General features: G+C 57.1%; 24 protein-coding genes and 1 riboswitch. Of the genes, 8 read left to right on the top strand and 16 right to left on the bottom strand.

Annotated elements, in window-relative coordinates:
* Positions 1-10: 10 nt before the first annotated feature.
* Together R0I78_RS01590 and R0I78_RS01595 are read right to left on the bottom strand one after the other, a co-directional pair.
* Positions 11-2,854 carry a PAS domain-containing protein gene (locus R0I78_RS01590; protein WP_317074062.1) on the bottom strand — a complete coding sequence of 948 codons (2,844 nt, stop codon included), beginning with the start codon at positions 2,852-2,854 and terminating at the stop codon, positions 11-13.
* Complete coding sequence (locus R0I78_RS01595; RefSeq protein ID WP_019934671.1) at positions 2,829-2,999, bottom strand: hypothetical protein; 171 nt, start codon at positions 2,997-2,999, stop codon at positions 2,829-2,831. The genes R0I78_RS01590 and R0I78_RS01595 overlap by 26 nt, the downstream gene beginning before the upstream one ends.
* 140 nt (positions 3,000-3,139) lie before the next feature.
* On the opposite strand from R0I78_RS01595, the gene R0I78_RS01600 reads away from it, so the two are divergent.
* The 3 genes from R0I78_RS01600 to R0I78_RS01610 are packed head-to-tail and all read left to right on the top strand — an operon-like array spanning position 3,140 to position 6,333.
* Entirely contained in the window at positions 3,140-4,765 is a 1,626-nt protein-coding gene (locus R0I78_RS01600; protein WP_317074063.1) for a diguanylate cyclase, read from the top strand.
* Positions 4,762-5,916: a response regulator gene (locus tag R0I78_RS01605; RefSeq protein ID WP_317074064.1), complete on the top strand. Its 1,155-nt coding sequence runs from the start codon at positions 4,762-4,764 to the stop codon at positions 5,914-5,916. The genes R0I78_RS01600 and R0I78_RS01605 overlap by 4 nt, the downstream gene beginning before the upstream one ends.
* A 21-nt stretch (positions 5,917-5,937) precedes the next feature.
* A complete protein-coding gene (locus R0I78_RS01610; protein WP_317074065.1) occupies positions 5,938-6,333 on the top strand; it encodes a response regulator in 396 nt (131 codons plus the stop codon).
* An 8-nt stretch (positions 6,334-6,341) separates the two neighbouring features.
* Here R0I78_RS01610 and mnhG read toward each other — a convergent pair whose 3' ends face one another.
* The 9 genes from mnhG to polA all read right to left on the bottom strand — a co-directional run bounded on the left by mnhG (position 6,342) and on the right by polA (position 16,164).
* The gene (gene mnhG / locus R0I78_RS01615) at positions 6,342-6,716 is read right to left on the bottom strand and encodes a monovalent cation/H(+) antiporter subunit G (RefSeq protein WP_317074066.1); all 375 of its coding nucleotides are present in this window, start codon (positions 6,714-6,716) and stop codon (positions 6,342-6,344) included.
* Complete coding sequence (locus R0I78_RS01620) at positions 6,706-6,981, bottom strand: monovalent cation/H+ antiporter complex subunit F (RefSeq protein WP_317074067.1); 276 nt, start codon at positions 6,979-6,981, stop codon at positions 6,706-6,708. The genes mnhG and R0I78_RS01620 overlap by 11 nt, the downstream gene beginning before the upstream one ends.
* A gap of 3 nt (positions 6,982-6,984) precedes the next feature.
* Entirely contained in the window at positions 6,985-7,458 is a 474-nt protein-coding gene (locus R0I78_RS01625; RefSeq protein ID WP_317074068.1) for a Na+/H+ antiporter subunit E, read from the bottom strand.
* Positions 7,455-8,957 (bottom strand): Na+/H+ antiporter subunit D, encoded by a 1,503-nt coding sequence (locus tag R0I78_RS01630; protein ID WP_317074069.1) that lies wholly within the window; start codon positions 8,955-8,957, stop codon positions 7,455-7,457. Before R0I78_RS01630 ends, R0I78_RS01625 begins: the two co-directional genes overlap by 4 nt.
* On the bottom strand, positions 8,954-9,301 hold the full coding sequence (locus R0I78_RS01635) for a Na+/H+ antiporter subunit C (protein WP_019934663.1): 348 nt from the start codon (positions 9,299-9,301) through the stop codon (positions 8,954-8,956). The genes R0I78_RS01630 and R0I78_RS01635 overlap by 4 nt, the downstream gene beginning before the upstream one ends.
* Positions 9,302-9,730, bottom strand: coding sequence for a Na+/H+ antiporter subunit B (locus tag R0I78_RS01640; protein ID WP_019934662.1), 429 nt, complete (start codon positions 9,728-9,730; stop codon positions 9,302-9,304).
* Entirely contained in the window at positions 9,730-12,027 is a 2,298-nt protein-coding gene (locus R0I78_RS01645; RefSeq protein WP_317074070.1) for a putative monovalent cation/H+ antiporter subunit A, read from the bottom strand. Before R0I78_RS01645 ends, R0I78_RS01640 begins: the two co-directional genes overlap by 1 nt.
* A gap of 198 nt (positions 12,028-12,225) precedes the next feature.
* The gene (gene thiD, locus R0I78_RS01650; protein ID WP_317074071.1) at positions 12,226-13,032 is read right to left on the bottom strand and encodes a bifunctional hydroxymethylpyrimidine kinase/phosphomethylpyrimidine kinase; all 807 of its coding nucleotides are present in this window, start codon (positions 13,030-13,032) and stop codon (positions 12,226-12,228) included.
* A 36-nt stretch (positions 13,033-13,068) separates the two neighbouring features.
* A riboswitch (TPP riboswitch) is annotated at positions 13,069-13,170 on the bottom strand.
* Between the two features lie 261 nt (positions 13,171-13,431).
* Positions 13,432-16,164 carry a DNA polymerase I gene (polA, locus tag R0I78_RS01655; RefSeq protein WP_317074073.1) on the bottom strand — a complete coding sequence of 911 codons (2,733 nt, stop codon included), beginning with the start codon at positions 16,162-16,164 and terminating at the stop codon, positions 13,432-13,434.
* A 303-nt stretch (positions 16,165-16,467) separates the two neighbouring features.
* Between polA and elbB the strand changes: the two genes are divergently transcribed.
* Positions 16,468-17,115 carry an isoprenoid biosynthesis glyoxalase ElbB gene (gene elbB / locus R0I78_RS01660; RefSeq protein ID WP_317074074.1) on the top strand — a complete coding sequence of 216 codons (648 nt, stop codon included), beginning with the start codon at positions 16,468-16,470 and terminating at the stop codon, positions 17,113-17,115.
* Positions 17,116-17,379: 264 nt separating this feature from the next.
* Here elbB and R0I78_RS01665 read toward each other — a convergent pair whose 3' ends face one another.
* The 3 genes from R0I78_RS01665 to R0I78_RS01675 all read right to left on the bottom strand — a co-directional run bounded on the left by R0I78_RS01665 (position 17,380) and on the right by R0I78_RS01675 (position 19,885).
* A complete protein-coding gene (locus R0I78_RS01665) occupies positions 17,380-18,039 on the bottom strand; it encodes a 7-cyano-7-deazaguanine/7-aminomethyl-7-deazaguanine transporter (protein WP_019934657.1) in 660 nt (219 codons plus the stop codon).
* Positions 18,040-18,158: 119 nt separating this feature from the next.
* Positions 18,159-18,419 (bottom strand): DUF3630 family protein, encoded by a 261-nt coding sequence (locus R0I78_RS01670; protein ID WP_317074075.1) that lies wholly within the window; start codon positions 18,417-18,419, stop codon positions 18,159-18,161.
* Positions 18,419-19,885, bottom strand: coding sequence for a protein adenylyltransferase SelO (locus R0I78_RS01675; RefSeq protein ID WP_317074076.1), 1,467 nt, complete (start codon positions 19,883-19,885; stop codon positions 18,419-18,421). The genes R0I78_RS01670 and R0I78_RS01675 overlap by 1 nt, the downstream gene beginning before the upstream one ends.
* 86 nt (positions 19,886-19,971) lie before the next feature.
* On the opposite strand from R0I78_RS01675, the gene R0I78_RS01680 reads away from it, so the two are divergent.
* Positions 19,972-20,271 (top strand): c-type cytochrome, encoded by a 300-nt coding sequence (locus R0I78_RS01680; RefSeq protein WP_019934654.1) that lies wholly within the window; start codon positions 19,972-19,974, stop codon positions 20,269-20,271.
* A gap of 54 nt (positions 20,272-20,325) precedes the next feature.
* Here the strand turns inward: R0I78_RS01680 and recQ are convergent, their stop codons facing one another.
* The gene (gene recQ / locus R0I78_RS01685) at positions 20,326-22,152 is read right to left on the bottom strand and encodes a DNA helicase RecQ (protein WP_317074077.1); all 1,827 of its coding nucleotides are present in this window, start codon (positions 22,150-22,152) and stop codon (positions 20,326-20,328) included.
* 154 nt (positions 22,153-22,306) lie between these two features.
* Here recQ and rarD point away from each other — a divergent pair, with 154 nt between their 5' ends.
* The 3 genes from rarD to R0I78_RS01700 all read left to right on the top strand — a co-directional run bounded on the left by rarD (position 22,307) and on the right by R0I78_RS01700 (position 24,704).
* Entirely contained in the window at positions 22,307-23,218 is a 912-nt protein-coding gene (rarD, locus tag R0I78_RS01690) for an EamA family transporter RarD (protein ID WP_317074078.1), read from the top strand.
* A 9-nt stretch (positions 23,219-23,227) separates the two neighbouring features.
* Positions 23,228-24,016, top strand: a complete 789-nt coding sequence (locus tag R0I78_RS01695) for an AraC family transcriptional regulator (RefSeq protein WP_317074079.1) — start codon at positions 23,228-23,230, stop codon at positions 24,014-24,016.
* Positions 24,017-24,077: 61 nt separating this feature from the next.
* Positions 24,078-24,704 (top strand): LysE family translocator, encoded by a 627-nt coding sequence (locus tag R0I78_RS01700; protein ID WP_317074080.1) that lies wholly within the window; start codon positions 24,078-24,080, stop codon positions 24,702-24,704.
* 19 nt (positions 24,705-24,723) lie between these two features.
* Here the strand turns inward: R0I78_RS01700 and uvrD are convergent, their stop codons facing one another.
* Entirely contained in the window at positions 24,724-26,892 is a 2,169-nt protein-coding gene (gene uvrD, locus R0I78_RS01705) for a DNA helicase II (RefSeq protein WP_317074081.1), read from the bottom strand.
* Positions 26,893-26,934 lie beyond the last annotated feature (42 nt).

Genomic DNA, 26,934 nt, shown 5'->3' on the forward strand with positions numbered 1-26,934 from the left:
CACTTACAGCTTACGGCTTAAAGCTTTGTGTTACGGGGATTTCCAGCCAGAAGCAGGCACCTTCGCCTTCCGTTGAGTCAAACCCAACGTCGCCGTCCATCCGCTGCATCAGCTCACGGGTAATGGCCAGGCCCAGGCCGGTGCCGCCTTTTTTGCGGGTGTCGGAGCTGTCAGCCTGAGCAAATTTTTCAAAAATACGCGGCTTAAACGCTTCCGGCACACCTTCGCCCTGGTCCTGCACTCGCAAACAAACCCGCTCATGACCCGCCGGTATGATATCAATACTTACCTCACCACCATCCGGAGAAAACTTCACTGCATTAGACAGTAAATTAGCCAGAGCCTGAAACAGTCTGTCTCTGTCTGCCAGTACGGTCACCTCTTGCGCCGGAGTGGTAAATACCAGTTGCACCCCCCGGCTCTGGCCCAGAGGTTTATGACTTTCCAGCGCGTCATGCACCAGCGCCACCAAAGCCACTGGCTGCAGCTCAAAATGCATTTTGCCCGCCACCAGCTTTTCCATATCCAGCAGATCGTTAATCAGCAGATTAAGCCGCCGGCTGTTGTTGTAGGCCACTGTTATCAGTTTGCTGATCTGCGGAGTCAGCTCGCCCATGGCCCCCTGTGCCAGCAACCCGAGCGATCCGGTAATGGCTGTCAGCGGAGTGCGCAGTTCGTGACTGACCACAGACACAAATTCCTTTTGCAGCTGCGCCACCTTTTTCAGCTCGGTAATATCTTCGGTCAGGGTCCAGCACAGTGAACGGCCACTGGCATCCTGCAACAACATAGCTTGCTGGCGCACCGGAAAACGGCTGCCGTCGCGCCGCTGCAGCTCTTTTTCAAAAGCGGTGCTGCGCCCCTGTGCCTGCAGCTGCTGCCGGGCCTGCTGATCGGCAGCGGCATGCTCCGCTGGCGTCAGTGCCGTCAGCGGCATTTGCTGCAGTTCGGCCTTGCTGTAGCCGGTGGCCTCCAGAAAAGCCGGATTAGCATCCAGAATATCGCCGCTGCCGGCATCACTTAACGTAATGCCGATGAAAGACAGCTCAAACAGCCCGCGCAGCCGTTGCTCGCTGGCGGCCAGCGCCAGCTCTGCCTGCTTCTCGTGCTCAATATTAGTGAGATAGCCATGCCAGATGGTGCTGCCGTCTTCCAGACGCTCAGGCCGAGCCCGATTTTCTACCCAATGAGTGCTGCCATCATGCTGCAATACGCGATATTGGGCGTGCCATTCCGACAGTGCCTGCTCGGAGCGGGTGATGCTGCGAACGACTTTTGGCAGATCATCAGCATAAATGCGATCAAAAATAATGCCGGCGTCTTCCCGCACCACCTCGGGAGATACCCGGTAAATATGCTCAATACCGGCACTGCTGTAGGGAAAAGCACTGTGGCCGTCAGGCCAGCGGCGATACTGATAAATCATGCCCGGCAGCTGGTTGGCCAGCTTGTTCAGCCGCTCCTGATGTCGCTGCCGGCCCAGCAAGTCGCCAAGCCAGTGTGCCATCAATGACAGGAACATACGGTCGGTGTCATCAAACGGCCGGACTCGCGGCGTGACGGAAGAAAAGTTGAGCGTACCGCACAGCTCACCGTCCACCATCAGCCGGGTGGCAATGTAAGCTTCCAGCCCCATGGCCCGGTAGCAGTCGGCGTCGGCATAGTGCGACTGACCCATATGGTCAATGGCCAGCACACCCCTTTGCTCCAGCATCAGCCGGCAATACGTCTGTGCCACTTCAAATTTCAGCCCGGGTGCTATGCCCGCCTCCACCGGGGCCGACACCCAGCGCACCACATAGACATTACCGATAATCTCGCTGGCAATGCCCTGGTCCAGCTGCAAAAACTCCTTACCCAGAGCCAGTGCCTGCGTAATACGTTCATGCACGGTGCCTTCCAGCTTAAATGCCATCTGGTTGAGCAGCGTCAGCGCCTGATTACGCCGCTCCAGCTGCTCCAGTGTTTCACGCTCATGGCTGATATCAATATGAGTGCCGTAAATCACATCGGGCCGTGTATCAAACTCGCCATTTAACCGCCGGCCCTGTGTGTGCACCCAAATCCAGTGACCCGATTTATGACGCATTCTTACCCGGCATTCATATACCGGTTCCAGCCCCTTGATATGCCGGTCAAGCATGGTTTCGGCCATGACCAGGTCTTCCGGGTGCACCAGGCTCTGCCAGGTAGCCAGGCTGGTGTTACCCAGCTCGCTAAGCTGATAACCCAGCATGCCCGCCCAGTTTTCGTTAAAATGGCAGCGGCCTGTTTTGAGCTCACACTGCCAGGTACCGATGTTAGCGGCCTCAATCAGCATCTGTGCTCTGTACTCACTCTCTGCCAGACTGTTACGTAACCGCTCCTGCCGCTGATAGCCCAGCAGCTCTTCTACACAGTCAGCCAGTTCCCGCAGCAGGCTCTGCTGCTGCACATCAAATTGCCGGGGCTGGCTATCAATCACGCACAGCGTGCCAATACGGTAGCCATCTTCAGTATGCAGTGGCGCGCCGGCATAAAAGCGTATGTGTGGCTCGCCGGTGACCAGCGGATTATCGGCAAAGCGTTCATCTTCCAGGGCATTACTTACCACCAGTACACTGTTATCCAGAATGGCATGGCCACAGAAGGAAATATCTCTGCCGGTTTCACACACACCCAGCCCCTGAGCAGACTTGAACCACTGCCGGCTGTCATCCACCAGAGAGACCAGAGCGATATCTACCCTGAATAATCGCTGTGCCATGCCGGTAAGCCGGTCAAAACGGGCTTCTGCCGGTGTATCCAGCAAACCGGTATCCAGCAGCGCCTGCAGCCGCTGCAACTCATTAAATGGCAGAGGGGGTATTTTCATGGTTGTTCTCTCGTTGCAGATAGCCGGCCCTGACGGTTACATTAAACGAATGCTGGTTGTATAGCTGTTCACCATAGTGCGGCAAGACGTTATGAGCCGTGACCAGCACAATAAACGAGGTACCGGCAAACGTAAGCAGCGCCATTCGCTCTTTTCAGAGCAAGAACCCTGTCACGGATACCTTGCAGTTATGGCAACAAAACGACGACATAGACTTAAATAAAGCATTATCAGTATATGCCGGTCATGACATAACAAAAGCAAGATAAGCGCCTGGAGCCGAATATGTCCGAAACAACACAGCTCAATCAACAACTGGTGATGCTGCGGGAGCGCTTTATCAGCCGCACTGCCGGTGAGCTGACGGCAATACTGAACCGGCTTGATGCCCAACAGCAGGATGACTTGTTGCAGGACTGCCAGCAGCTGCTGCACCGGCTGGCCGGTTCATCAGGCACTTTTGGCCTGCGCACTCTGGGTGAGCAGGCCGCCCTGGCAGAGCAATGGCTGAAACAACAGCAGGCCGCCGGGCTGCCGTTCACCGCCCTGCAGGCAAAGCTCCGTGAACAGCTGTTGCAACTGACACAACACCTTACTCCCGAAGAGACGCCTGGCACTGCCGTTACCCTGCCGGCCCAGGCTCAGTGCGAGCTGCTGGTGGCAGGGCATGAACTGGCCGCTCTTGCCGAGGCACTCTCACACTACGGTTTTAAACTGCACCATGTAAATGAATGCACCAATCTACCCGCCGGATTCTGGCATCCACAGCTGATGATATTGACCAGTGCCGGCCAGCTTGCCGCGGCCATCAGCTGGAATAAGGACTCGGCCGGCGATGCCCAGACCGCCACCCTGCTGTGTGCCACAACAGAAACCCGCTTTGAGCAACAATATCAGCTGGCAGAACAGGGAGTTGACGGCGTATTCACCCTGCCTGCAGATGTGCCTGAGCTGGCTGAACATATCGAGCGGCTGCGCAGTGAGCATCAGCAGATAAGCAAAGCCCGGGTACTTTTGCTGGACGATGATGAAGCACTGGCAGAGCACTACCGGCTGGTGCTGGCTGCTGCCGGCATACAGACGAAAGTGCTGATCCAACCCGATACCCTGATGGCCGCGCTGACCGAGTTCAGACCCGATATTCTGCTGATGGATATTCATATGCCGCCCTGGTCCGGCACCATTATTGCGCGTATGGTGCGGTTTCACCCTCAGTGGCTCAGTCTGCCCATTATTTATCTGTCATCAGAACAGGATCAGGATCGTCAGCTCAACGCTCTGGCACAGGGCGCGGATGAATTTATCTGTAAGCCCATTTCCGATGCCCGGCTGGTGCGTACCGTTGGCATTTTGTGCCGGCGGGCCCGCCAGTTATCACGGCTGGTTTCCAGTGACGGTCTGACCGGCCTGCTGAATCATCCTCATATCAAACAGGCACTGATTCATGAACACGGCATCTCCCGCCGGCTGGGCCATCAGGCCATGGTGGCCATGCTGGATCTGGATCACTTCAAAGCAGTGAATGATACCCATGGCCATGCCAGTGGCGATCAGGTGATCCGCACGCTTGCCCATTTGCTGAAACGACGACTGCGCAACACCGATTCGCTGGGCCGTTATGGCGGTGAGGAATTTGTCGTCGTGCTGCCGGGCTGTGACGCCGGCAAGGCAAGGGCTCTTTTTCAGAAACTGTGTCAGGACTTTGCCGAACTCGATTTTCACGGCCCCTGTCGCACCTTCAGAGTGACGGTGAGTATCGGGCTGGCCGCGCTCAATGAATTTGACCATGCAGAGCAGGCTCTCTATGCCGCAGACACGGCTCTTTATGCTCAGAAACAACGCGGACGAAACGGTGTCACTGATTATGCTGAACTCAGCTCGCCGGCAACAGACACACAGGTGACCGATTGAAGGTATTACTGCTTGAAGATGATGAACTGGTCGCCAGTCTGATAGAAGCCGTTCTCACCGGACTGGCGGCGGACATTCATGTCCACCATGCTGCCACTCTGACCGCTGCCCGTCATATCTGGCAGCGCCAGGGGGCCGATCTGGTATTGTGCGACTGGAGCCTGCCCGACGGCTATGGCCTGGATCTGGTGCGAACCATTCGGCAGTCCAGCGAGCACACCCCAGTGATTATTGTCAGCGCCAGCTCCGATCGGGATAACGTAAAACGGGCGCTGCACCTGGGCGTGATCGACTTTATTGCCAAGCCTTTTGATGTCAGTACCCTGCACCAGCGATTATTGTCGGTGTTTGAACGCATTAATGCCGCCGAGCTGTCTGACAGTCCCTCATTACCCCTTCTGGACTACTGGCTGGAGCAGGCACTGGGAGCAAAGCTGCAGCTGCCCGGCGAGCTTGGCGCAGAGACAATTACGCCACTGTTGAATCAGCCAGCCCCCTTAACGCCCACCGAACTGGCTGCCCGCTGGAAAAATGAAACCGCCCTTGTCACCCGGTTGCTGCAGCTGGCCAACAATATTTCCCTTAAGCGCAGTGGTAACGCCATTTCACGGCCGGTGGATGCCATTTCCATTCTGGGTGTGGCCACCTCACTCAACTGCGCCATGGCCATGGCTCTGAATATTGCCCGGGGATTGCGCCATCCATTATTAAAAGAGCAGGCCAGCCTGTATCAGACCCATGCCGAGCAGGTAGCCGCCATTGCCAGGGTCATGGCGCTGAGTATTGATCTGGATGGTGCCAGCTGCCATGCCGCCGGCTTGTTATGCCGCTGCGGCGAGCTGGCGCTGTTGCGCACGCTGCAAGACTATCTTGATCAGGGCGGCAAACTCGACGACAGCAAAATTGAAGACATACTCAAACGGTGGGGGCCTCGCTACGGCAACCGGCTTAAAATTCAGTGGCAGTTACCCATTCCACTAAGAGAGCTGATTGGCGCTGTGCATGTGCCGCCCAGTCAGGCTACCCGCAAGGCACTGCTGGTAATGCATCTGGCCGGGCTGCGGGTGTCTTCCAGACTCCATGGCCCGGATGCCGAAAGATTATTACGCCGGGCCGGACTGGATCTTGAAAAATGGCTGAACAAAGCCTGACGCTTATCAGGAAGAGCATTGATGACAAATACCAGGACTCTCGAGCGCATTCTGTATGTGGAAGACGACGAAGACATTCGTGAAATTGCCCGGCTGGCACTGGAAATGGTGGGCGGTTTTACGGTGTTGCTGTGCGCCTCGGGTGAAGAAGCACTGACCCGGGCCACCGGGTTTGCGCCGGACATGATTTTGCTGGATGTGATGATGCCGGGCATGGACGGCCCCGGCACCCTGGCAGCCCTGCGCCGCCAGCCGGCGCTGGCCCACACCCCGGTGGCTTTTATGACCGCCAAGATACAACCACAGGAAATTGCCGCCTACAAAGCGCTGGGGGCCGTGGATGTGATTGCCAAACCCTTTGACCCCATGGCCCTGCCCGAGCAGATCCGGGCCATCTGGCACGCAGCCGGGATATAGATAACGGACTAGTCGTCGCGCTTGCGCGCCGAGCTGCCGAGCTTGTGGGTTTTCAGATCGTAGCGTTCCTTGATCACATCCTTGACCGTGCCTTCCCATAGCTGGATGCCCACAAAATAGCCGGCCCGGGCCAGCACGTGGGCCGCCACCGGCGCCGTCATGATCACAAACACCACCACCGCCAGCGCCCGCACCACCAGGCTGGCCTGAGGAAAATACACCGCAAAGGCACAGGCCATCAGGCCCGCGCCCAAGGCACCGGCCTTACTGGTGGCATGCATGCGAGTGAGCAGGTCGGGCATACGCAAAATGCCCACGCCCGCCAGCAACATCAGAAACGAACCCAGCAACAGTAGGCTGCCGGTAATAATTTCAGTCATCATCGCGCTGGCCTCCCCGTTCCAGATAGCGGGCAAAGCCCACCGCCGCCATAAAGGAGGTCAGTGCCAGCACAACAACCACATCAATCAATACCGGCACCTCAAAGGCCACGCTGTACAGCAAAATAAAACCGATGGTCATGGAGGCGATTACCTCCAGCGCCACCACCCGATCCGGCAGTGTGGGGCCAATCAGCAGTCGTGCCGTGGCCAGTACCAGACCCAGACTCAAAAACACAAACGACAGGGTAAGAGCAAGTTCAAACATGGCTTATCCCAGCAAATCAATAACACGGGCCTCAAGGGCCTTGAACTCCGCCAGCTGGCGGGACTCATCTTCCAGATACATCAGATGCACATACAGCACTCGGCAGTCACTGGAGACATCCAGCGCCAGCGAGCCCGGCGTGGCGGTGATCAGGTTGGCCAGAATGGTAATGCCCCCTTCATCTTTCAGATCCAGCGGAATGGCAATTACCCCCGGACGCATCAGGTGAGTGGGGGTCAGCACATCATAGGCCACCCGGGCATTAGACTTTATTAGGTCCCAGATAAAGAAAAGCACAAAGTTGATAATGCGTGGTGCCTTACCGAAGTAGCGGGCAAAGGTAGGTTTGTCCCGGCCCACATAGGCCAGCACCAGATAGCTGAGCAACACCCCTGCCACCAGGTTGCTGATGGTGTAGTTGCCCGACAACACTACCCAGGCCAGGGCCAGCAGCATGTTCCATCCAAAGGCTTTCATTGGCTTCCTCCCAGCACGGCATTGATATAGACCGCCGGTGACGTCAGTTGCTCCGCCGTGTCCATGGCCAGCTGCACAAACCATTCGGCACCAAAACCGATGGTCAGGGTCATCAGCGCCAGCACCACAACCGGCATATACAGCACATACAGGTGCGGATCTCCCTCGCCTCGCAGCGGCTTGGCGTCGTCGGGCAGCTTTTTCCAGAAGGCTTCGGCCCAGATTTTGATCATCGAATACAGGGTCAGCAAACCCACGATCAGCGCCATGGTCACCATCAGCCAGTGGCCTTCTATCACACCGGCCTTGATCACGGTGAACTTGGCAAAAAAGCCCGACAGCGGCGGCAGCCCCGCCAGCGACATGGCCGGCACCAGAAACAGCGCCGCCAGCCAGGGGGCCGAACGATACAGCCCCCCCAGGTGAGCCAGATCATAACTGCCGTGATAGCGGTACATAATGCCGCTGATCAGAAACAGATTGGTCTTCACAATAATATGGTGAAAAATGTAAAACACCCCACCGGCAATGGCCAGCGGCGTAAACAGCGCCAGCCCCACCAGCATGTAGCCAATCTGACTGATAATGTGAAACGAAAGAATGCGCCGCACCTCAAACTGAGCCGCCGCCCCCAGCACCCCGCTCACCATGGTGAAAATGCCCATGGCCATCAGCACGGTACCGTGGGTAAAGCCGGCATCCTGCACAAAAATCAGGCTGAATACCCGATAGAGCGCATAGACCCCTACCTTGGTGAGCAGGCCGGCAAACACCGCCGAAATAGCCACCGGTGGCGTATGATAAGACGCTGGTAACCAGAAAAACAGCGGAAACGCCGCCGCCTTGATGCCAAAAGCCACCAGAAACAGCATGGCAATAACCGTGACCAGGCCAGACTGCTCGGCACCGTTCAACTTCACCGCCAGATCCGCCATATTCAGGGTGCCGGCATAGCCATAGAGCAGCCCCACCGCGGTAAGAAACATGGCTGAGGAGATCAGGTTCAGGGTCACATACTTGATCGCCCCTTCCATCTGGGCCCGCTCACCCCCCAGAATCATCAGACCAAAAGAGGCGATCAGCAGTATCTCGAACCACACATAAAGGTTGAAGATATCTCCGGTAAGAAAAGCCCCTACTACGCCTGCCAGCATCAGATGCAGCAGTGGATAGTAACCAAAGGCTTCGTGGCTGCGGGTCATGGTGGCCAGCGAATACATCGCCACTGCCAGACCGATAATACCGGTGACCACCACCATAATGGCACTGAGCAGATCGGCCACCAGACTGATGCCATAGGGGGCCGGCCAGCTGCCCATATGGGCCACCTGAATGCCGTCTGTCTGTACCTTTTGCAGCAATACCACAGAGGCCGCCAGCAAACCGGCACCGGAGAATACGGAAATCCAGCGCTGCACATTGCGCCAGCGCCAGCAGGTAAGACACAAGGCCCCTGCCAGCATGGGAATAAGGATGGGTATCACGACTTCTGGTTTCACGAATCGGTGCTCTTCATTTCGTTAACATCATCGGCGCCAATCACTTCATATGCCCGGTGGATCAACACCACGGCAAAGGCAAGCACCCCAAAACTGATCACAATGGCGGTCAGGATCAACGCCTGCGGCAGCGGATCGGCAATGGCTTTCACCGGTACGCTCAGCCCCTGCGGAATCAGAGGTGGCGCGCCCCGCACCAGACCGCCGCTGGTAAAGATCAGCAGGTTAGCGGCATTCGACAGAATAATAAGGCCGATCACCAGTTTCACTACGCTGCGTCGCAGCATCATATAAAGCGCGGTGGCATAAAGGCCGCCCACCACAAAGGCAAACAGGTTTTCCATTTATTCCTCCACCTTGGCCAGGGACAGCATAATGGTGGTCACCACACCGATAACCACCAAAAATACACCGATATCAAAAAACAGCGGCGTACTCAGCTTGAGATCACCAATGCCAGGCAGCCACACTGTCCACCACTGGCTGGACAAAAACGGCTGACCTTTCAGCACCATGCCCACCACACCGCTGGCCAGCGCCAGCAGCAGACCACAACCCATCAGCAGCTGGCTTTCCACTCCCATCAGCTTGCGGGTGCTGCTGGCATCAAAGGCAAACATATGCAGAGCAAAGGCCCCGGATGCCACCAGGCCGGCAATGAAGCCACCGCCGGGTTCGTTATGGCCGCGCAGCAGCAGATACACCGCAAACAGCAGCAATAACGGCACCAGAAAGCGGGTGGCGGTCTGTAATATCAGAGACGAGCCTATCATCAGCGGTGTTCCTCCCAACGAAAGCGGATCATGGCGTTCACCCCGATGGCTGCCAGCGCCAGCACAAAAATTTCTCCAAGAGTATCCAGCGCCCGGTAGTCCACCAGGATCACGTTCACTATGTTGCGGCCATGGGCTATGTCATAGCTGTTAGCTATCAGGTAACTGCTGATGCCTTCGCCCAGCGAAGACTGGTTCACGGTTAACACCATCATGGTCACCAGCACACCAAATACACCGGCTACAGTCGCATCCCGCCAGCGGGTGCGCGTGCTGGAAAGATCCTGAAAACCGGGCAGACGGAACAGCACCAGTACCAGCAGAATGACCGTCAGGGTTTCTACCAATATCTGAGTAATAGCCAGATCCGGCGCACTGAAAAACACATAAATCAGCGCCATGGAAAAGCCCAGCACACTTACCGCGGCCACGGCTCCCAGACGCAGATGAGTGGAGCAGACATAAATGACCGCCACCATCATCAGCAGACTGATCACCACTTCGTAGAGATAAACCCCTTCAAACGACAGTGAGTAGATAAAGGCGTCATGCGCCCAGAAGGCATATATCAGCAGACCTATGGTAGTCAGCAGTATGGTCATGATGTAGTTGGTCATGTAGCCGTTCTGCAGGACATGGGTCTGCCAGCGGGCCAGCCGCACCAGGCCGTCCATCATATGCTCATAGCCCCGTTCCGGACCGTAGGCCAGTGGATACAGCACCTTGCCCAGCGGCTGATAAATACGGCTCCAGCGACGGTACAGCAATCCCCCGGCCACCAGCGCGGCAGCACTGAACAGCAGCGGCAGATTAATGCCGTGCCACAGCGCCAGATCCAGATTTCCCGCCGGTGCCCCGCTGATGGCAGTGACCGCCGCCGCCAGCAGCGGCTCAGCCAGGCCGGGCAACAACCCCAGCACCAGACTTAAGACTGCCAGCGCACTAAAGCCCAGACGCATGGCAAGGGGAGCTTCGTGAGGCGTTTTTGGAGTGGGTTTCAGCTTGCCGAAGAAAGGTTTGATGGCCACCAGGGCACTGGCAGCCACAATAGCCACAGCCGTGACCAATGCCAGCACCACCAGCAGCACAGACAGGGCGCGGGCACCCAAGGCCGCCTCAAACATCAGCTCTTTGGCAATAAAACCAAACAGCGGCGGTATACCCGCCAGTGACAAGGCCGCCACCCATAAAAACAGCGCCGTATGCGGCATATGGGCACGCAAGCCGCCCAGCTCGCGCACATCCTTGGTACCGGTGGCATGATCCAGGGTACCGGCAGCCATAAAGAGCGCGCCTTTGTACAACGCATGAGCCAGCAGAAAAATCATGGCCGCTTTCAGCGCCACCGGCGTGCCGATGCCAATCAGCATGGTCAGTGTGCCCAGCGCCATAATAGTGGAATAGGCCAGAATGCGTTTCAGATCTGTGCTGCATACCGACATGAGGGCACCCACCGTCATGGTAACAGCCCCCAATACCGACAGCGTCAGCATCCAGGCATCATGGCCCGCCATGACAGGCTGCAGCCGGGCCATCAGAAACACGCCCGCCTTAACCATGGTGGCGGAATGCAAATAGGCGCTGACCGGCGTGGGCGCGGCCATGGCATTGGGCAGCCAGAAGTGAAACGGGAACTGCGCCGACTTGGTGAAGGTGCCCGCCAGGATCAATATCATCATGGGCAAAAACAGCGGATGCTGTTGCAGTGCAGGGCCCTGCGCCAGCACCTCGGTCAGCTCATAGCTGCCGGCCATCCAGCCCAGCATGATCAGGCCTGTCATCAGTGCCAGGCCGCCACCCATGGTGACAAACAAGCCCTGCAGCGCCGCCTTGCGCGACTTTTCCTGCTCATGGTTAAAACCAATCAGCAGATAGGAAGTAATACTGGTCAGCTCCCAGAACACAAACAACCCGATCAAATTGCTACAGAGCACGACTCCCAGCATGGCGCTCATAAAGGCCAGCAGGTACATCAGCAGCTTGTGCCTGTCCTTGTTGCCCTCCAGATAGCGGCCGCCGTAGATCAGAATAAAGGTACCAATACCGGTGATCAGCAGCGCAAACATCAGGCTGAGGCCGTCGAGCAGAAAACTCAGGCCGATATCAAGACTGGGAATCCACTGATAGTGAAACTGAAGCGTCTCACCCGCGGTAATGAGAGGCCAGAAACCGGCAAAATAAACAAACAGACTCGCGGGTAATACCGCCAGAAACCAGCCAATATACTGGCCCAGCCGGGAGCTCAACATGGGCACCAGGGCGGCGAGAACAAAACCTGCCAAAACGGCAACAAGCATACGCAAGGCTCCTTTTCAGGCCCGTTCAGGGGCGTAAGGATCGGCAAATAGAAAGGAGAGACTTAGAATGCAGACTATAGCAGTGACTTATTTCGATTAACGATCAATGCGTTAATTCGTTGTTATTGATTATCATCGCAAGGAATACTACAAGCCGCCCCGGCCGGACGCAAGCGGGCCGGGACATTTGCACTGTGTTCAGCGGGCAAAAAAATGCTCCACCGGCCCCCGGCCCTGCCCTACTTTCAGACGAGCGCCGGCTTCAATGGCTCTTTCGATATAATGCTTGGCAGACGCTACCGCCAGCTCAAGCTCCAGGCCCTGAGCCAAATAGGACGCCAATGCGCCGGACAGGGTGCAGCCGGTGCCATGGGTGTTGGCGGTAATCACGCGGGGAGTATCAAAACAGCGCACATCGGCACCGTTGATCAGCCAGTCGGGGCTGCGCGGCTCCTGCTGCAAAAAACCACCTTTCAGCAGCACAGCCCGGCACTCCAGCTCGCTCAGGGCAGCGATCAGCGGCTCCATTTCCCGCAGTGACGCGGGTATGTCCCTGCCGGTAAGGCAGGCAGCCTCCGGCAGATTGGGGGTGATCACATCCGCCAGCGGCAACAGCCGCTGTTTGAGACTGTTCACTGCGTCAGGAGCCAGCAGCATATCGCCGTTGGCACTGACCATGACCGGGTCCACTACCAGGTGCTGAGGCCGGTAGGCCTCAAGCGCGTCAGCCACCGTATTAATGGTATCTGCATCACCCAGCATACCTACCTTGACCGCAGCTACCGGCAGATCACTGAATACCGCCTCCAGCTGGGCGCGAATCATATCCTGGGGAACCGGATGTACCGCCGAGACTTTTTGCGTGTTCTGAGCGGTAATGGCGGTAATCACCGAACAAGCGTAACCGCCAGTGGCGGAGATGGCTTTAATGTCGGCCTGAACGCCGGCACCGCCGCCGCTGTCGGAGCCGGCAATGGAAAGAATAATGGCTTTGCTGCTGTGCATGTCCTTATGGTCCTTTATCTGGGCGTGAAAACCATAAGGCCACAGCCATCGGTTCCCTACGCCAGTATGAGCTGGATCAGGTTCAACGGGTTCGGCAACAATTGCCATCTCGGCCTTTCGGCACCCCGACCAATGACAGAAATCATACCCAGCCCACCGTTTAATTGCCAGCCGGCAGAGTTGAAACACACCAACTGTAATTTAGTAACATAAATTTTTTGTTGTATACAAAAGAAGAGGTGGATTGCAGGCAAAAAAAACGCCCTCAGCTAAAAACGCTGAAGGCGGCCTGAGCAGCATATTAATAAAATGCAAAAAGCTTGGCAGCATGGACTACTGCCTCTGTACCTGCTGCCACTATAACGTAAGTTTATTTCACTATCGTTATTTTTTATCGCATTAGTGAGCCTGATCCCAGTTATCACCCACACCGGCTTCCACCAGCAGCGGCACATCCAGACTGGCCGCCTGCTGCATCAGTTCGCAAATTTTCTGCCGGTAATCTTCTGCCTTGTCTTCGCGAATTTCAAATACCAGTTCATCGTGAACCTGCATCAGCATACGCACATCGTCTTCGGGTAACTGTGTTATCCAGTCGTTTACCAGCACCATGGCTTTTTTAATGATATCGGCCGCCGTGCCCTGCATGGGAGCGTTGATAGCGGCGCGCTCAGCGCCCTTGCGCCGGGCACCGTTTTTGGATTTGATCTCCGGCAGATACAGGCGACGGCCAAACAGGGTGGACACATAGCCCAGCTCGCTGGCCTGCTCGCGGGTTTCTTCCATATAGCGCAGCACACCCGGATAACGTTCAAAGTAGATATTCATGTATTCCTGGGCTTCATTCCGGCCAATGCCCAGCTGACGGGCCAAACCAAAAGCGCTCATGCCGTAGATCAGGCCAAAGTTAATGGCTTTGGCCCGGCGGCGCTGTTCGCTGGTCACCGCTTCAAGATCCACACCAAACACCTCGGCGGCGGTGGCCCTGTGAATATCCTGACCTTCAGCAAAGGCCGTGAGCAGTCCCTTGTCCTGAGACAGATGCGCCATAATGCGCAGCTCTATCTGGGAGTAGTCTGCCGCTACCAGCTTGTAGCCCTTTTCAGCCACAAAGGCCTGGCGAATGCGGCGTCCTTCCGGTGTGCGGATGGGAATGTTCTGCAGGTTGGGATCTGACGACGACAACCGGCCGGTGGCAGTATTAGCCTGATGATAAGAGGTATGCACCCGGCCGCTGTGCTCATTCATCATCTGGGGCAGCTTGTCGGTATAAGTGGACTTGAGCTTGCTAAGTACCCGGTATTCCATCAGTAATTTGGGCAAGGGGTAATCCAGCGCCAGCTCCTGCAGTACTTCTTCGGCGGTAGAAGGCGCACCCTTGGGCGTTTTTTTGATCACCGGCAGTTCCAGCCTGGTGAACAGAATCTCGCCAAGCTGCTTGGGAGAGCTGAGATTAAAGGGCTCACCGGCGAGTTCGTGGGCTTCCAGCTCCAGCTCTTTCAGCCGTTTGGCAATTTCATCACTCTGAATGGCCAGCAGCTTGCCGTCGATGCGCACGCCTGTGTATTCCATTCCGGCAAGAATGGGTACCAGCGGCATTTCAATGTCATTAAATACGCTTTCAAGAGATGGCTCGGCAGCCAGTTTTTCCGCCAGGTGATGGTGCAGCCGCAGAGTAATGTCAGCATCTTCCGCCGCATAGGGCCCGGCCTGCTCCAGTGGGATCTGGTTAAAGGTCAGCTGCTTGGCTCCCTTGCCGGCAATGGCTTCAAACGGTGTGGTGCTGTGATTAAGGAAAAATGCCGCCAGGCTGTCCATATCGTGCCGGGTCTGCACCGAGTTGAGTGCATAAGACTCCAGCATGGTATCGAGCAGCGTGCCCTTCATGTGAATGCCGTGATTTTTCAGCACATTGATATCGTACTTCAGATTCTGACCCAGTTTGATGCGGCTCTCATCTTCCAGTAACGGCTTGAGCGCACCGAGCACGGTTTCTTCGCTCAGCTGCTCGGGTGCATCCAGATAATCGTGACCAAAAGGCACATAGGCCGCCTGTCCGGCTTCTACTGCAAATGATACCCCTACCACACGGGCATCCCGGTAGCTGAGACTGGTAGTCTCGGTATCAAAGGCAAACAGAGGCGCGGCTTCCAGCTTTTTAATCCACGCATTCAGCTGCGCCTGCTCGGTCACCAGCTGATAATCGGTTTCCATAGCCGCCGCCACTGGCGCTTCTTCCTGAGTGGCGGGATCCAGCTCAGCCAGCAGATTACGGAATTCAAACTCTTGATAAAGAGCGCGCAAGGCCTCGGTATCGGGCTCGCTTTGCTGCAGATCCGCCGGCCCCACGTCCAGCTCCACATCTGTCTTGATGGTAGCCAGGGTATAAGACAGCCGTACCTGCTGCTCGTGCTCGACGAACTTGGCGGCAAACGACTTGGATCCGCGAAAGCCCAGCTCGGCAATTTTGTCGGTATTGGCGGCAATGTCGTTGATGGAGCCCAGCCCCTGCAGCAGCGCCAGTGCCGTTTTCTCACCCACACCGGGCATGCCGGGAATGTTGTCTACCTTGTCGCCTACCAGCGCCAGCAGATCGATAATCAGCTCCGGCGGCACACCAAATTTTTCCACCACGCCGTCCCGATCGAGAAAGCTGTTTTTCATGGTATCCATCAGCAGCACATGATCCGATACCAGCTGGGCCATGTCCTTGTCACCGGTACTGATCACTACATCCAGCTGCTGCTCGGTGGCCTGCCGGGCCAGGGTGCCAATCACATCGTCTGCTTCCACTCCTTCTTCGATCAGCAGGGGCAATCCCATGGCACGGATAATGTCGTGAATGGGCTTAATTTGCTCACGCAGATCATCCGGCATGGACGGCCGCTGCGCCTTGTATTCGGGATAGATCTCATCGCGAAAGGTTTTGCCCTTGGCGTCGAATACCACTGCTACTCTTGAGTCGGGAAACTGCTTGTGTAGGCTGCGCAGCATATTGGTAACCACACGAATGGCACCGGTGGGCCGGCCATCGCTGGTGCGCAGATCCGCTTGCTGAGAAGCAAAATAGGCACGATAAAGATAAGAGGATCCATCAACCAGGATCAGGGGTTTGGCAGGAATGGCAACCATGGCGTCTTCTCGTTATTGCGTTGGCCGCTAGCATGCCACAGCAGGCCGCCGGACTCCACGGCAATGCCGGTTGATCCTGTGGATAACTCTGTGAAAGGATGATCCGATCCGGATCCAGGTAACTTAAATTAGTTGTTTTATTTCATAAGCTTATATTGTTAACCAGCGTATTGATAACAGATCCTGAATTGTGGAAAGTCGACAGTAATGAAATATTGCATCAGGATTAAACGCAATAAGGCTAGCACAAGCCGGCGGTTTTGCTGCCGGCATCATTAATTTCACACCAGTAAGGAGCACAACATGAAAAAAGTTGCCGTAATTCTGAGCGGCTGCGGCGTGTATGACGGCGCAGAAATTCACGAGGCGGTACTGTGCCTGCTGCACCTGGCCCGCAATGGTGCCCGCTATCAGTGCTTTGCTCCCGACAAGCCTCAGCATCATGTGCTGAACCATGCTTCCGGTGAAGAAAGTAGTGAACAGCGTAATGTGCTCACCGAAGCCGCCCGCATTGCCCGGGGTGACATACAGCCCCTCTCCGAGCTGAACGCCGACGATTTTGACGCCCTGCTGCTGCCCGGCGGCTTTGGTGTGGCCAAAAACCTGTGCAATTTTGCTTTTGAAGGAGCCGACTGCGAAGTAGACGACGAAGTACTGGCGGCCTGTAAAGGCTTTGCCCGGGCACGCAAGCCTGCCGGTTATTGCTGTATTGCTCCTGTGCTGATCCCCAAAGTGTATCCGGCCGGGGTAAAAGGCACAGTGGGCACAGACGCCGCCGTTGCCGACGCCTTTATGGCCATGGGCGGCGAACACATTGGCTGCGCCGTGACCGATATGGTAGAAGACGAACGCCACAAGGTGATCTCCACCCCCGCCTATATGCTGGCAAAAAACATTACCGAAGCCGACACCGGCATTGGCAAACTGGTGAAGCGCCTTTTAGAAATGTAACCCCAGCCTCTTGCTCCAGTCCCGATTTGTCGGGACACCCGTATCGCCTGTTAGCCCGCTTGCCCGAATAAATTCGGGCCTACAACACAAAAAAGGGCCGGCAATAAGCCGGCCTAAATACTCTGGAAGCAATGTGAGCAATGTCGTGCCTTCAAAAACGGTCGCGCCCTACTGCTGAATGGGGCCTTGTTTGGAAAGCAAGTTAACGATAATCGTTATCATTAATTATTGCAACCCCTATTCCTGTATTCTTCTGCACAGTAATTAACGGCTGGTTTGCAGTGCCGCTTGGTCGTCGCCAAGAATGCGACGGCTCAGGTATTTCAGCAGCAGACCATAGGCGGGCACAAACAGTCCCAGGCTGAACACCAGTTTGAAGCCGTAGTCCACCCAGGCTATTTCTACCCAGTGCTCGGCCATAAAGGGATCCGGCGAGCGCCAGAATGCCAGGCTGAAAAAGGCCAGGGTATCAACCAGGTTACCGAAAATGGTGGAGCAGGTGGGGGCCACCCACCAGGCCTTGATTTGCCTCAACCGGTTAAACACCGACACATCCATAATCTGCCCCAGCACATAGGCCATAAAGCTGGCCAGGGCGATACGGGCCACAAACAGATTGAATTCTGTCAGCGATCCCAGGCCCTGATAGCTGGCCTCGAAAAACAGCACCGACAGCACATAAGAGCTGACCAGCGCCGGCAGCATGACCGCAAAAATAATACGCCGGGCCAGATCAGCACCAAAAATCCGCACCGTCAGATCCGTGGCCAGGTAAATAAAAGGAAAGCTGAGTGCGCCCCATGTGGTATGAAAACCAAACAGGGTAAAGGGCAGCTGCACCAGATAGTTACTGGCAGCAATCACGGCAATATGGAACAAAGACAGGCGTATCAGCGCCGAGCGGTACTGTTGAGCGGAGATCATGTATCACCTTTTTGATAAATGGGGTTAGGGAACCCATTGCGGGTCAGCAATGAAAAACCGCCGCATTCTAGCGGTTTTTTAGCCACTTGTCTTCATTTGAAGTAAAAAGCCCGGCCTGATTACCTGCGGTTCCACTGTGCGGTGAGCCAGAGCGCCACGGCTTCATCCTGTGCATTTAATGCTTCCAGCCAGGCGCAATCGCTATAATGCTGAAAGCACAGAAACAGCCGGCTGCCTTCAAAATCCACCAGCCACTGGTGATAATCGGCACCTGCTTCCCGCTCCAGCACGATCAGCTCCAGTGCCCGGGCCAACGCATTGGCCCAGTCGGGAAAGGTTTCAATGCTTAAACTGGTATCGCTTTTTAATGGGTTCATCATCAGGAACTGCATGAAATACAAAGGGATGCCGCCCACTCCGGGGCCGGCTCGGCATAGTGCTCAAACCCCGGTTGCTCATCAAAGGGCGCGGCCAGCAGCTGCAACAGGGTATCGGCTTCGGCCATATCGCCCTGCTCCGCCTGCTCAATGGCGCGCTGAGCCAGATGGTTGCGCAACACGTATTTGGGGTTGACCGCGTCCATGGCTGCCCGGCGCTCGGCCTGAGTGCGGTTTTCCTGCGCCAGTCTTGCCCGGTAGCGGGCAAACCAGTCCTGCCAGGCATCAGGGGCGGGCAACAAGGCCAGCAAGCTTTTCGGCAGCTCGCCCTCGGATTCAAGCAGCGCCAGCCGCCGAAACCAGCAGCTGTAATCCACTTTATGTTCGGCCATCAGGCTGAACATGTCCCGAAACAGGGCCGGATCTTCTTCCCGCCACTGCTCAAGCCCCAGTTTTTGTCGCATCAGTTCAGAATAGCGGCTCAGCAGGGCATGCTCATATTTGCCCAGCGACTGCTGCAGGGTTTCCAGCTCAATATGGCCAGACAGCGCCTGGGCCAGCCGCTGCAAATTCCACAGCCCCACCGCCGGCTGCTGATCGTAGGCATAGCGGCCACCGTGATCGGAATGATTACAGATATGATCGGGATCGTAGGCATCAAGAAAACCATAAGGGCCATAATCCAGAGTCAGGCCCAGCATCGACATATTGTCGGTATTCATTACCCCGTGGCAAAAGCCGGCCGCCTGCCACTGAGCAATCAGCCCGGCGGTGCGCATCACCACCCGCTCAAACAGCTCGGCGTAGCCTTGCGGGCTTTTGGCCAGCTCCGGCCATTGAGTGTCTATCAGATAGTTCAGCAGCCCGGGAATACGCTCGAGCTGGCTGCTGTAATAAAAGTATTCAAAGTGGCCAAAGCGCAGATGGCTGGGCGCGGTACGCAACAGGGCAGCACCGGTTTCAGTCTGCTCTCTGTATACCGGCTCGTCACTGCCCACCAAAGACAGCGCCCGGGTGGTGGGAATGCCAAGATGGTGCATGGCTTCCGAGGCCAGATATTCCCTGAGCGAAGAACGCAGCACGGCACGACCGTCACCAAAGCGGGAATAAGGGGTTTTGCCTGCGCCTTTCAAATGCAGATCCCAGCGCTCACCGGCCGGCGTGATCACTTCCCCCAGCAGCAGGGCCCGCCCGTCTCCCAGCCGCGGGCTGAAACTGCCAAACTGGTGGCCGGCGTATACCTGAGCAAAAGGCACCATGCCCGGCAGCAGCTGCTGACCACTGGTCAGCTCCAGCCACTGCTGGTCGCTTAATGAAAGCCCCAGCTCATCAGCAAGGTCATAGTTAACCAGCAACAACCTGGCAGAATCCAGTGATGTGGGTGCTACTCTGGAGCCGGCCCACTCAAATCTTGCATATTGGTTGTCTATTAGCACATTATCACCTTGAGACTCGTCAAAGGGTTTCATTGTTCGCCTCAGCTTAACGTATACTGCCACTGCTCAAAAGCTGAGCCCGGAAGCAATTAGTAAATTAATAATAACGGAGTTCTATGATGAAGAAACTGATGACAGCTGCCGCTGTAATGGCCATGATCAGTGCCCCGGCCTTTGCCGCCGGTGATGCCGAAGCCGGCAAAGCCAAGTCTGCCGTCTGCGCAGCCTGCCACGGTGCCGAAGGTATTTCTCAGATGGATATCTACCCTAACCTGGCCGGACAGAAAGCTGCTTATATCGTAAGCCAGCTGAAAGCATTCAAAAACGGTGAGCGTAATAACGCCATCATGGCACCCATGGCCATGCCACTGTCCGAGCAGGATATGGAAGATCTGGCGGCCTACTACGCCAGCCTGTAATCGCTCATTCTGCAAGGCGACAGGGTCCGCACATGCGGACCTTTATTTTTAGCCTCAGCCTTCCCGCCGCAGCAGCTCAAGAAACGCCTCACCAAAACGTTCCAGCTTGCGCACCCCCACACCGTTAATGCCCAGCAGTTCACTCTCGGTTTTAGGCCGGTAACGGGCCATATCAGTGAGCGTGGCGTCATTAAATACCACATAGGGCGGCACATCGGCTTCTTCTGCCAGCTGCTTGCGCAACTGTCTCAGTGCCTTGAACAGAGCCCTGTCTTCCGCCCGGGACAGACCGGCTTCGGCCTTGTCTTTCTGCTTCACCCGCACCAGCCGGGGCTCGGCCAGCTCAAGCCGCACCTCACCGCGCAGCACCGGTCTTGCAGCCTCGGTCAGCTGTAACACCATATTGCGGGTAATATTCTGAGTGAGCAGGCCGGAGTGAATAAGCTGGCGCAGCACGCTGACCCAGTGCTCCTGACTTTTATCCTTACCAATGCCGTAGGTCGAGAGTTTATCGTGACCGTGTTCCCGCACCCGCTGAGTATCAGCACCGCGCAGCACTTCCACCACATAGAGCACACCAAAACGCTGGCCGGTGCGATAGACGCAGGACAGCGCCTTTTGCGCGTCTTCGGTGCCGTCGTAGCGTTTGGGCGGATCCAGACAAATATCGCAGTTGCCGCAGGGCTCGCGCTGATATTCACCAAAGTAGTTGAGCAGCACCTGACGCCGGCAGGTAAGGGACTCGGCAAAGGCCGCCATCACATTCAGCTTGTACAACTCCACCTGCAGCTGCTGCTCGTTGTCGCTGTTTTCCAGCAGCCGGCGCACCCGGCCCACATCGGCCGGATCATAAAGCAGCATGGCTTCCGACGGCAGACCATCGCGCCCGCCCCGGCCGGTTTCCTGATAGTAGGACTCGATATTTTTGGGAATGTCATAGTGCACAACAAAACGCACATTGGGCTTGTCGATGCCCATGCCAAACGCCACCGTCGCCACTACGATGTCGAGATCGTCACGAATAAAACGCTCCTGCACCGACTGGCGCAGCTCCAGTGGCAGGCCGGCATGATAACTGGCGGCCTTGTGGCCCCGGGCCAGCAACCGTTCTGCCACTTCTTCCACCCGCTTGCGGCTGGAGCAATAGACTATGCCGCACTGACCACTTTGATCCGCCACATAGCGCACCAGTTGATCCAGCCCCTTAAATTTTTCCACCAGAGTGTAGCGAATATTGGGCCGGTCAAAGCTGGCAATGTGGATCAGCGGCTCGGTCAGGTTGAGCCGGCCCAGCATATCCTGACGGGTGGCTTCGTCGGCGGTGGCGGTGAGCGCCATAATGGGAATATGTGGAAACCACTGCTTGAGCCGGCCCAGCTCGGCATATTCGGGGCGAAAATCGTGGCCCCACTGAGAAATGCAGTGCGCCTCATCAATGGCAAACATGGACAGCTCAAGCTCACCGAGGCGCTCCATAAATTCGTGCTGCAGCAACCGCTCCGGCGACACATACAGCAGCTTGATCTCGCCCCGGCGCAGAGCAGTAAAGTGGCGCAGCATGGTTTCCCGGCTCAGCGAGCTGTTGATATAGGCCGCCGCCACGCCGTTGGCTACCAGAGTATCTACCTGATCCTTCATCAGCGAGATCAGCGGTGATACTACCACCGTCAGCCCGGGGCGCAGCAACGCCGGGATCTGATAACACAACGACTTGCCGCCGCCGGTGGGCATAATCACCATGGCATCCCGCCCGGCCACCGCCGCTTCCACTATCTCCAGCTGACCTTTGCGAAAGTCCTGGTAGCCAAACACCTGCTGCAACACGCCATGGGGAGTGTCGGGAATGGGGACGGAAGCGGTGTCTTCGGTTTCGGGATTCATCTCGGTCAGCCGGGCACAAACGAACGAGCATTGTAAGACAGAGGACGACAACAATAAACCGCAGGCCCGGATGACAAAGTTGCATTTGTTACTGGCTGACGGCCGCCCTTGTGGCTAAACTGCCTTTCCTCCTTTATTTGTTCGGTATTCCAGCATGGCGAAAGACCAGGCCGGCCAGGGCGCCCTGCTCGCCCTCGGCGCCTATTTTCTGTGGGGTATTGCCCCCATGTATTTCAAACAGCTGAGCGCGGTGCCGGCCGATGAAATTATCACCCACCGCATCATCTGGTCCTGGCTGTTGCTGGTGCTGCTGATCTCGGCCCTCGGTTATTGGCCCAGAGTTCGCGCCCTGCTTCGCACCCCTCGCCAGTTGCTGATGCTGGCACTGTCATCAGTTATTATAGGTGCCAACTGGCTGCTGTTTATCTGGGCGGTGAACAACGATCACATGCTGGATGCCAGCCTCGGTTACTACATCAATCCGCTGTTCAATATTGTGCTGGCCATGCTGTTTCTGGGAGAACGTTTTCGCCGCACCCAATGGCTGGCGGTAGGACTGGCCGGCACCGGTGTGGCCATTCAGATCCTGGTGTTCGGCAGCCTGCCCTGGATCGCCCTGGCTCTGGCCTTATCCTTTGGCTGCTACGGCCTGATCCGCAAAAAAGTGCCGGTAGATCCCTTTACCGGTCTGATGCTGGAAACTCTGGTGCTGCTGCCCCTGGCCCTGATTTATCTGTTAGGGATCGCCGACTCGGCCACCAGCCGGCTGGCCGACAACCCGCTCAACCTCAATCTATGGCTGATCGCCGCCGGCCTGGTGACCACGGTACCGCTGCTGCTGTTTGCCGGTGCCGCCCGCCGGCTGCGACTGTCGACCCTGGGATTCTTCCAGTATCTGGGCCCCAGCCTGATGTTTCTGCTGGCGGTGGGCCTGTATAACGAGCCCTTTACCCTGGACAAGGGTATCACCTTCGCGCTGATCTGGGGTGCCCTGGTGATCTACACCCTGGATGGCCTGCGCCACCGGCGCAATTCTTTACAAAACTCAGGCACCGTGAACCGCTAGAATGGGCGCATGAGCAGCGTAAAATACTGGAAAAGCAATGGCCTGAACGGCCTGGAGCTGTGCCTGGCGCATCACGCTGGCTTCAGTTACGGCCGGCACGTCCATCTCGATTACCACTTGGGTCTGGTAGAAAGCGGAGCCCAGAAATTTATTCACAGAGGCAATTCGGCCCCTTTGGTACCGGGACAGCTGTCGCTGCTCAATCCGGACGTGACCCATGACGGCGATTGCTTTGACGAAACGGGGTTTCGCGTTCGCGTCTTCTCTCTGTCACCCGAACTGGTCTCCGGGCTGGCCGACGAGCTGGAACAACCCCTGCCCTTCTTTGCACAACCGCTCACCCACCAGCCCGCCCTTTATCGCCGGGCCCTGACGCTGCACTGCCAACTGGAGCAGGCGAACACGAATCCCCGCTTTGCCGAAAGCCAATTACTGGCACTGCTGGCAGACTGTTTGCCGCTGCAGGATACCAGGCCGCTGGCCCAGCCTTTGCTGACCCGAGTGCGGGATCGCCTGCTGGACAACCTGGATCAGCCCCATTCACTGGCCGAGCTGGCCGCCGAACTGGATCTTTCACGTTTTCAGTTTCTGCGCCAGTTCAAAGCAGGTCTGGACATGACACCCCACGCCTATCTCAAGCGATTGCGGCTGGAAGATGCCAAGAAACGGCTGGCTGCCGGTCATCCCGTGCTCGACACCGCACTGGCGGTGGGCTTTTTTGACCAGTCGCATTTTCATCGCGCCTTTGTTCACGCTTATCACATTACACCGGCTCGCTTTCGCGCACAGATGCAATAACTTACAAGCCGGTAAAACGCCCGCCTTTTACACTGTGCATCCACCACAGACGGAGCACTTCATGAACGTTTCACTGCTGATTACCATAGGCGTTATTCACCTTATTGCGCTGGCGAGCCCGGGCCCGGATATTGCCCTGATGCTGCGCTTTTCGGCCCGGCGACGAGCCGCCCTGAGCGCGGCGCTGGGCATTACCACCGGCATTCTGGTGCACAGCATACTGAGCCTCACCGGCATCAGCCTGCTTATTCAGGCACACCCTTTGCTGTTTACCCTGGTGCGGCTGGCGGGTGCCATTTATCTGGGATGGATGGGTTGGGGTGCCTTGCGGGCGGCCTTCAGGCCGGCCAGTAAACTCAAGGCCGCCAATGGTGGAACGTCCGGAAACGGCTTCTGGGCGGGGCTGAATACCAACCTGCTCAATCCCAAGGCGCTGGTGTTTTTTATTGGCCTGCTCGCCGCGCTGGTAGGACCCGACGTCAACTGGCTGACCCGTACCGCCCTGGTGGTGGAGCTGTTCGTATTAAGCCTTGCCTGGTTTGTGCTGCTGGCCTGGTGGCTGTCTTCGCCGTGGGTACAACTCAGGCTACTGGCCTGGAGCCGCCCGATTAACGGCCTGTGCGGCCTGTTGTTCTGCTCGGTGGCCGGCTCCATTCTGTGGCTACTGGTTCGCTCACCATCGGTCTGATGGTCTCAGTCCGCTGTTATCAAATCGCTTCCAGCCGGGCGTAGGCGGTGACTAGCCATTTGGCACCGCCGTCGTCAAAGTTGACCTGCACCCGGCTCTGAGCACCGGCACCTTCATAGTTGAGCACCACTCCTTCGCCGAACTTGGGGTGCAGCACTCGCTGGCCCAGGCGAAAACCGGTCTGATTAAAGGTGTCCTGCACTCGGTCCTGGCTGAAGCGGCCGTTGGGAATGGTGCGGGTCACCTTGGCCTTTAAGCGAATTTCTTCCAGGCACTCGGCGGGCAGCTCCTTGATAAAACGGCTGGGGCGGTGAAACATTTCCCGGCCATAGAGGCGGCGGCTTTCGGCATGGCTGATGTAGAGCTTTTCCATGGCCCGGGTCATGCCCACATAGGCCAGCCGGCGCTCTTCTTCCAGCCGGTGACTTTCTTCTGCCGACAGCTGGCTGGGGAACATACCCTCTTCCACGCCCACCATAAACACCAGCGGAAACTCCAGGCCCTTGGCGGAGTGCAGCGTCATCAGCTGCACCGCATCGTCAAACTGATCTGCCTGGCCCTCGCCCGCCTCCAGCGCAGCATGGGACAAAAACGCCGACAGCGGCGACATGTCGTCTTCTTCCGACGGGGTAAACTGGCGAGTGGCGGTCACCAGCTCTTCCAGGTTTTCCACCCGGGACTGGGCCTTTTCGCCTTTTTCCGCCTGATACATGGCCTTGAGCCCAGACAGCTCAATCACGCGGTCGGTCTGCACATGCAGCGGCAGCTCGCGGGTGTCGTCTTCCAGCTGGTTGATCAGGTTGATAAAGCGGCTCACCGCCGAAGCGGCCCGGCCGGTCAGCACCTTGTCTTCCACCAGCACCCAGGCCGCCCGCCACAGGGTGAGCTCCCGATCCCGGGCCGCCTCGCGAATGAGCCCCAGCGTGCGCTCGCCAATGCCTCGTGTAGGCGTGTTGACGATGCGTTCAAACGAGGCCTCGTCGCCTCTGTTGTTGATTAGCCGCAGGTAGCCGAGGGCGTCCTTGATTTCCTGCCGTTCAAAAAAGCGCAGGCCGCCATAGATGCGGTAGGGAATACGCTCCTGAATAAGCGCCTCTTCCAACACTCGGGACTGGGCGTTGTTGCGGTAGAGAATGGCGCTGTCACTCAGGCTGCCATCCTGATTGCGCCACTGCTTGATGCGCTCCACCACAAAGCGGGCCTCGTCCACCTCGTTAAAGGCGCTGTACACGGCAATGGGCTCACCTTCGGTGCCCTCGGTCCACAGCTCCTTGCCCATGCGCTCGGCATTGTTGGCAATCAGCCGGTTGGCAGCCTTGAGAATGGTGCCGGTGGAGCGGTAGTTCTGCTCCAGCCGCACCGTCTCGGCACCGGGAAAGTCTTGCAGAAAACGGGAGATATTTTCCACCCGGGCACCGCGCCAGCCATAAATGGACTGATCGTCGTCCCCCACTATCATGACCCGGGCGCTGTCGCCTGCCAGCATGCGCAGCCAGGCATACTGAATATTGTTGGTATCCTGAAACTCGTCCACCAGAATGTGCTGAAAGCGCTGCTGGTAGTGCGCCAGAATGTGCGGCTTATACAGCCACAGCTCATGGGCGCGCAGCAGCAACTCGGCAAAGTCGACCAAACCGGCCCGGTCACAGGTCTCCTGATACACCTGATAGATCTGGCGATAGGTCTTTTGCAGCGGGTCGTTGAGCACCTGAATATCGCCCGGGCGCAGACCTTCGTCCTTGCGGCCGTTGATGTAGCTAGCCACCTGACGCGGCGGCCACTGCTTTTCATCCAGGTTCAGGCTCTTGAGAATGCGCTTGAGCAGGCGCAGCTGATCGTCCGAGTCGAGGATCTGAAAATCCTGGGGCAGGTTGGCGTCCAGATGGTGCGCCCGCAGCAGCCGGTGCGCCAGACCGTGAAAGGTGCCCAGCCAGAGGCCGAACAGGCGGCCGCCCAGCAGTTGCTCCACCCGGCTGCGCATTTCGGCGGCGGCCTTGTTGGTAAAGGTGACCGCCAGTATGCCCGAGGCCGGCACCTGTTCCACCTGCATCAGCCAGGCAATGCGATGCACCAGCACCCGGGTCTTGCCGCTGCCGGCCCCGGCCAGCACCAGCATATTCTGGGAAGGGGCGGCCACCGCCTCTCTTTGCTTGTCGTTCATGCCGTCAAGCAGGCTGGATACATCCATCACAACTCCTGTCTGTACTTTAAAGGCAATACCGCGCAAGCC

The sequence above is a fragment of the Oceanimonas sp. CAM02 genome (assembly GCF_032842915.1).
In the GTDB taxonomy this organism is placed as follows: domain Bacteria; phylum Pseudomonadota; class Gammaproteobacteria; order Enterobacterales; family Aeromonadaceae; genus Oceanimonas; species Oceanimonas smirnovii.

Excerpts from the sequence above, each read along its gene's own strand:
- R0I78_RS01665 (WP_019934657.1), bottom strand. The coding sequence starts at position 18,039 with ATGATCTCCGCTCAACAGTACCGCTCGGCGCTGATACGCCTGTCTTTG.
- R0I78_RS01600 (WP_317074063.1), top strand. The coding sequence starts at position 3,140 with ATGTCCGAAACAACACAGCTCAATCAACAACTGGTGATGCTGCGGGAG.
- R0I78_RS01645 (WP_317074070.1), bottom strand. The coding sequence starts at position 12,027 with ATGCTTGTTGCCGTTTTGGCAGGTTTTGTTCTCGCCGCCCTGGTGCCC.
- R0I78_RS01695 (WP_317074079.1), top strand. The coding sequence starts at position 23,228 with ATGAGCAGCGTAAAATACTGGAAAAGCAATGGCCTGAACGGCCTGGAG.
- elbB (WP_317074074.1), top strand. The coding sequence starts at position 16,468 with ATGAAAAAAGTTGCCGTAATTCTGAGCGGCTGCGGCGTGTATGACGGC.
- mnhG (WP_317074066.1), bottom strand. The coding sequence starts at position 6,716 with ATGATGACTGAAATTATTACCGGCAGCCTACTGTTGCTGGGTTCGTTT.
- uvrD (WP_317074081.1), bottom strand. The coding sequence starts at position 26,892 with ATGGATGTATCCAGCCTGCTTGACGGCATGAACGACAAGCAAAGAGAG.
- thiD (WP_317074071.1), bottom strand. The coding sequence starts at position 13,032 with ATGCACAGCAGCAAAGCCATTATTCTTTCCATTGCCGGCTCCGACAGC.
- recQ (WP_317074077.1), bottom strand. The coding sequence starts at position 22,152 with ATGAATCCCGAAACCGAAGACACCGCTTCCGTCCCCATTCCCGACACT.
- R0I78_RS01640 (WP_019934662.1), bottom strand. The coding sequence starts at position 9,730 with ATGATAGGCTCGTCTCTGATATTACAGACCGCCACCCGCTTTCTGGTG.
- R0I78_RS01670 (WP_317074075.1), bottom strand. The coding sequence starts at position 18,419 with ATGATGAACCCATTAAAAAGCGATACCAGTTTAAGCATTGAAACCTTT.
- R0I78_RS01595 (WP_019934671.1), bottom strand. The coding sequence starts at position 2,999 with ATGGCGCTGCTTACGTTTGCCGGTACCTCGTTTATTGTGCTGGTCACG.
- R0I78_RS01610 (WP_317074065.1), top strand. The coding sequence starts at position 5,938 with ATGACAAATACCAGGACTCTCGAGCGCATTCTGTATGTGGAAGACGAC.
- R0I78_RS01590 (WP_317074062.1), bottom strand. The coding sequence starts at position 2,854 with ATGAAAATACCCCCTCTGCCATTTAATGAGTTGCAGCGGCTGCAGGCG.
- polA (WP_317074073.1), bottom strand. The coding sequence starts at position 16,164 with ATGGTTGCCATTCCTGCCAAACCCCTGATCCTGGTTGATGGATCCTCT.
- R0I78_RS01680 (WP_019934654.1), top strand. The coding sequence starts at position 19,972 with ATGAAGAAACTGATGACAGCTGCCGCTGTAATGGCCATGATCAGTGCC.
- R0I78_RS01635 (WP_019934663.1), bottom strand. The coding sequence starts at position 9,301 with ATGGAAAACCTGTTTGCCTTTGTGGTGGGCGGCCTTTATGCCACCGCG.
- R0I78_RS01620 (WP_317074067.1), bottom strand. The coding sequence starts at position 6,981 with ATGTTTGAACTTGCTCTTACCCTGTCGTTTGTGTTTTTGAGTCTGGGT.
- rarD (WP_317074078.1), top strand. The coding sequence starts at position 22,307 with ATGGCGAAAGACCAGGCCGGCCAGGGCGCCCTGCTCGCCCTCGGCGCC.
- R0I78_RS01625 (WP_317074068.1), bottom strand. The coding sequence starts at position 7,458 with ATGAAAGCCTTTGGATGGAACATGCTGCTGGCCCTGGCCTGGGTAGTG.
- R0I78_RS01700 (WP_317074080.1), top strand. The coding sequence starts at position 24,078 with ATGAACGTTTCACTGCTGATTACCATAGGCGTTATTCACCTTATTGCG.
- R0I78_RS01675 (WP_317074076.1), bottom strand. The coding sequence starts at position 19,885 with ATGAAACCCTTTGACGAGTCTCAAGGTGATAATGTGCTAATAGACAAC.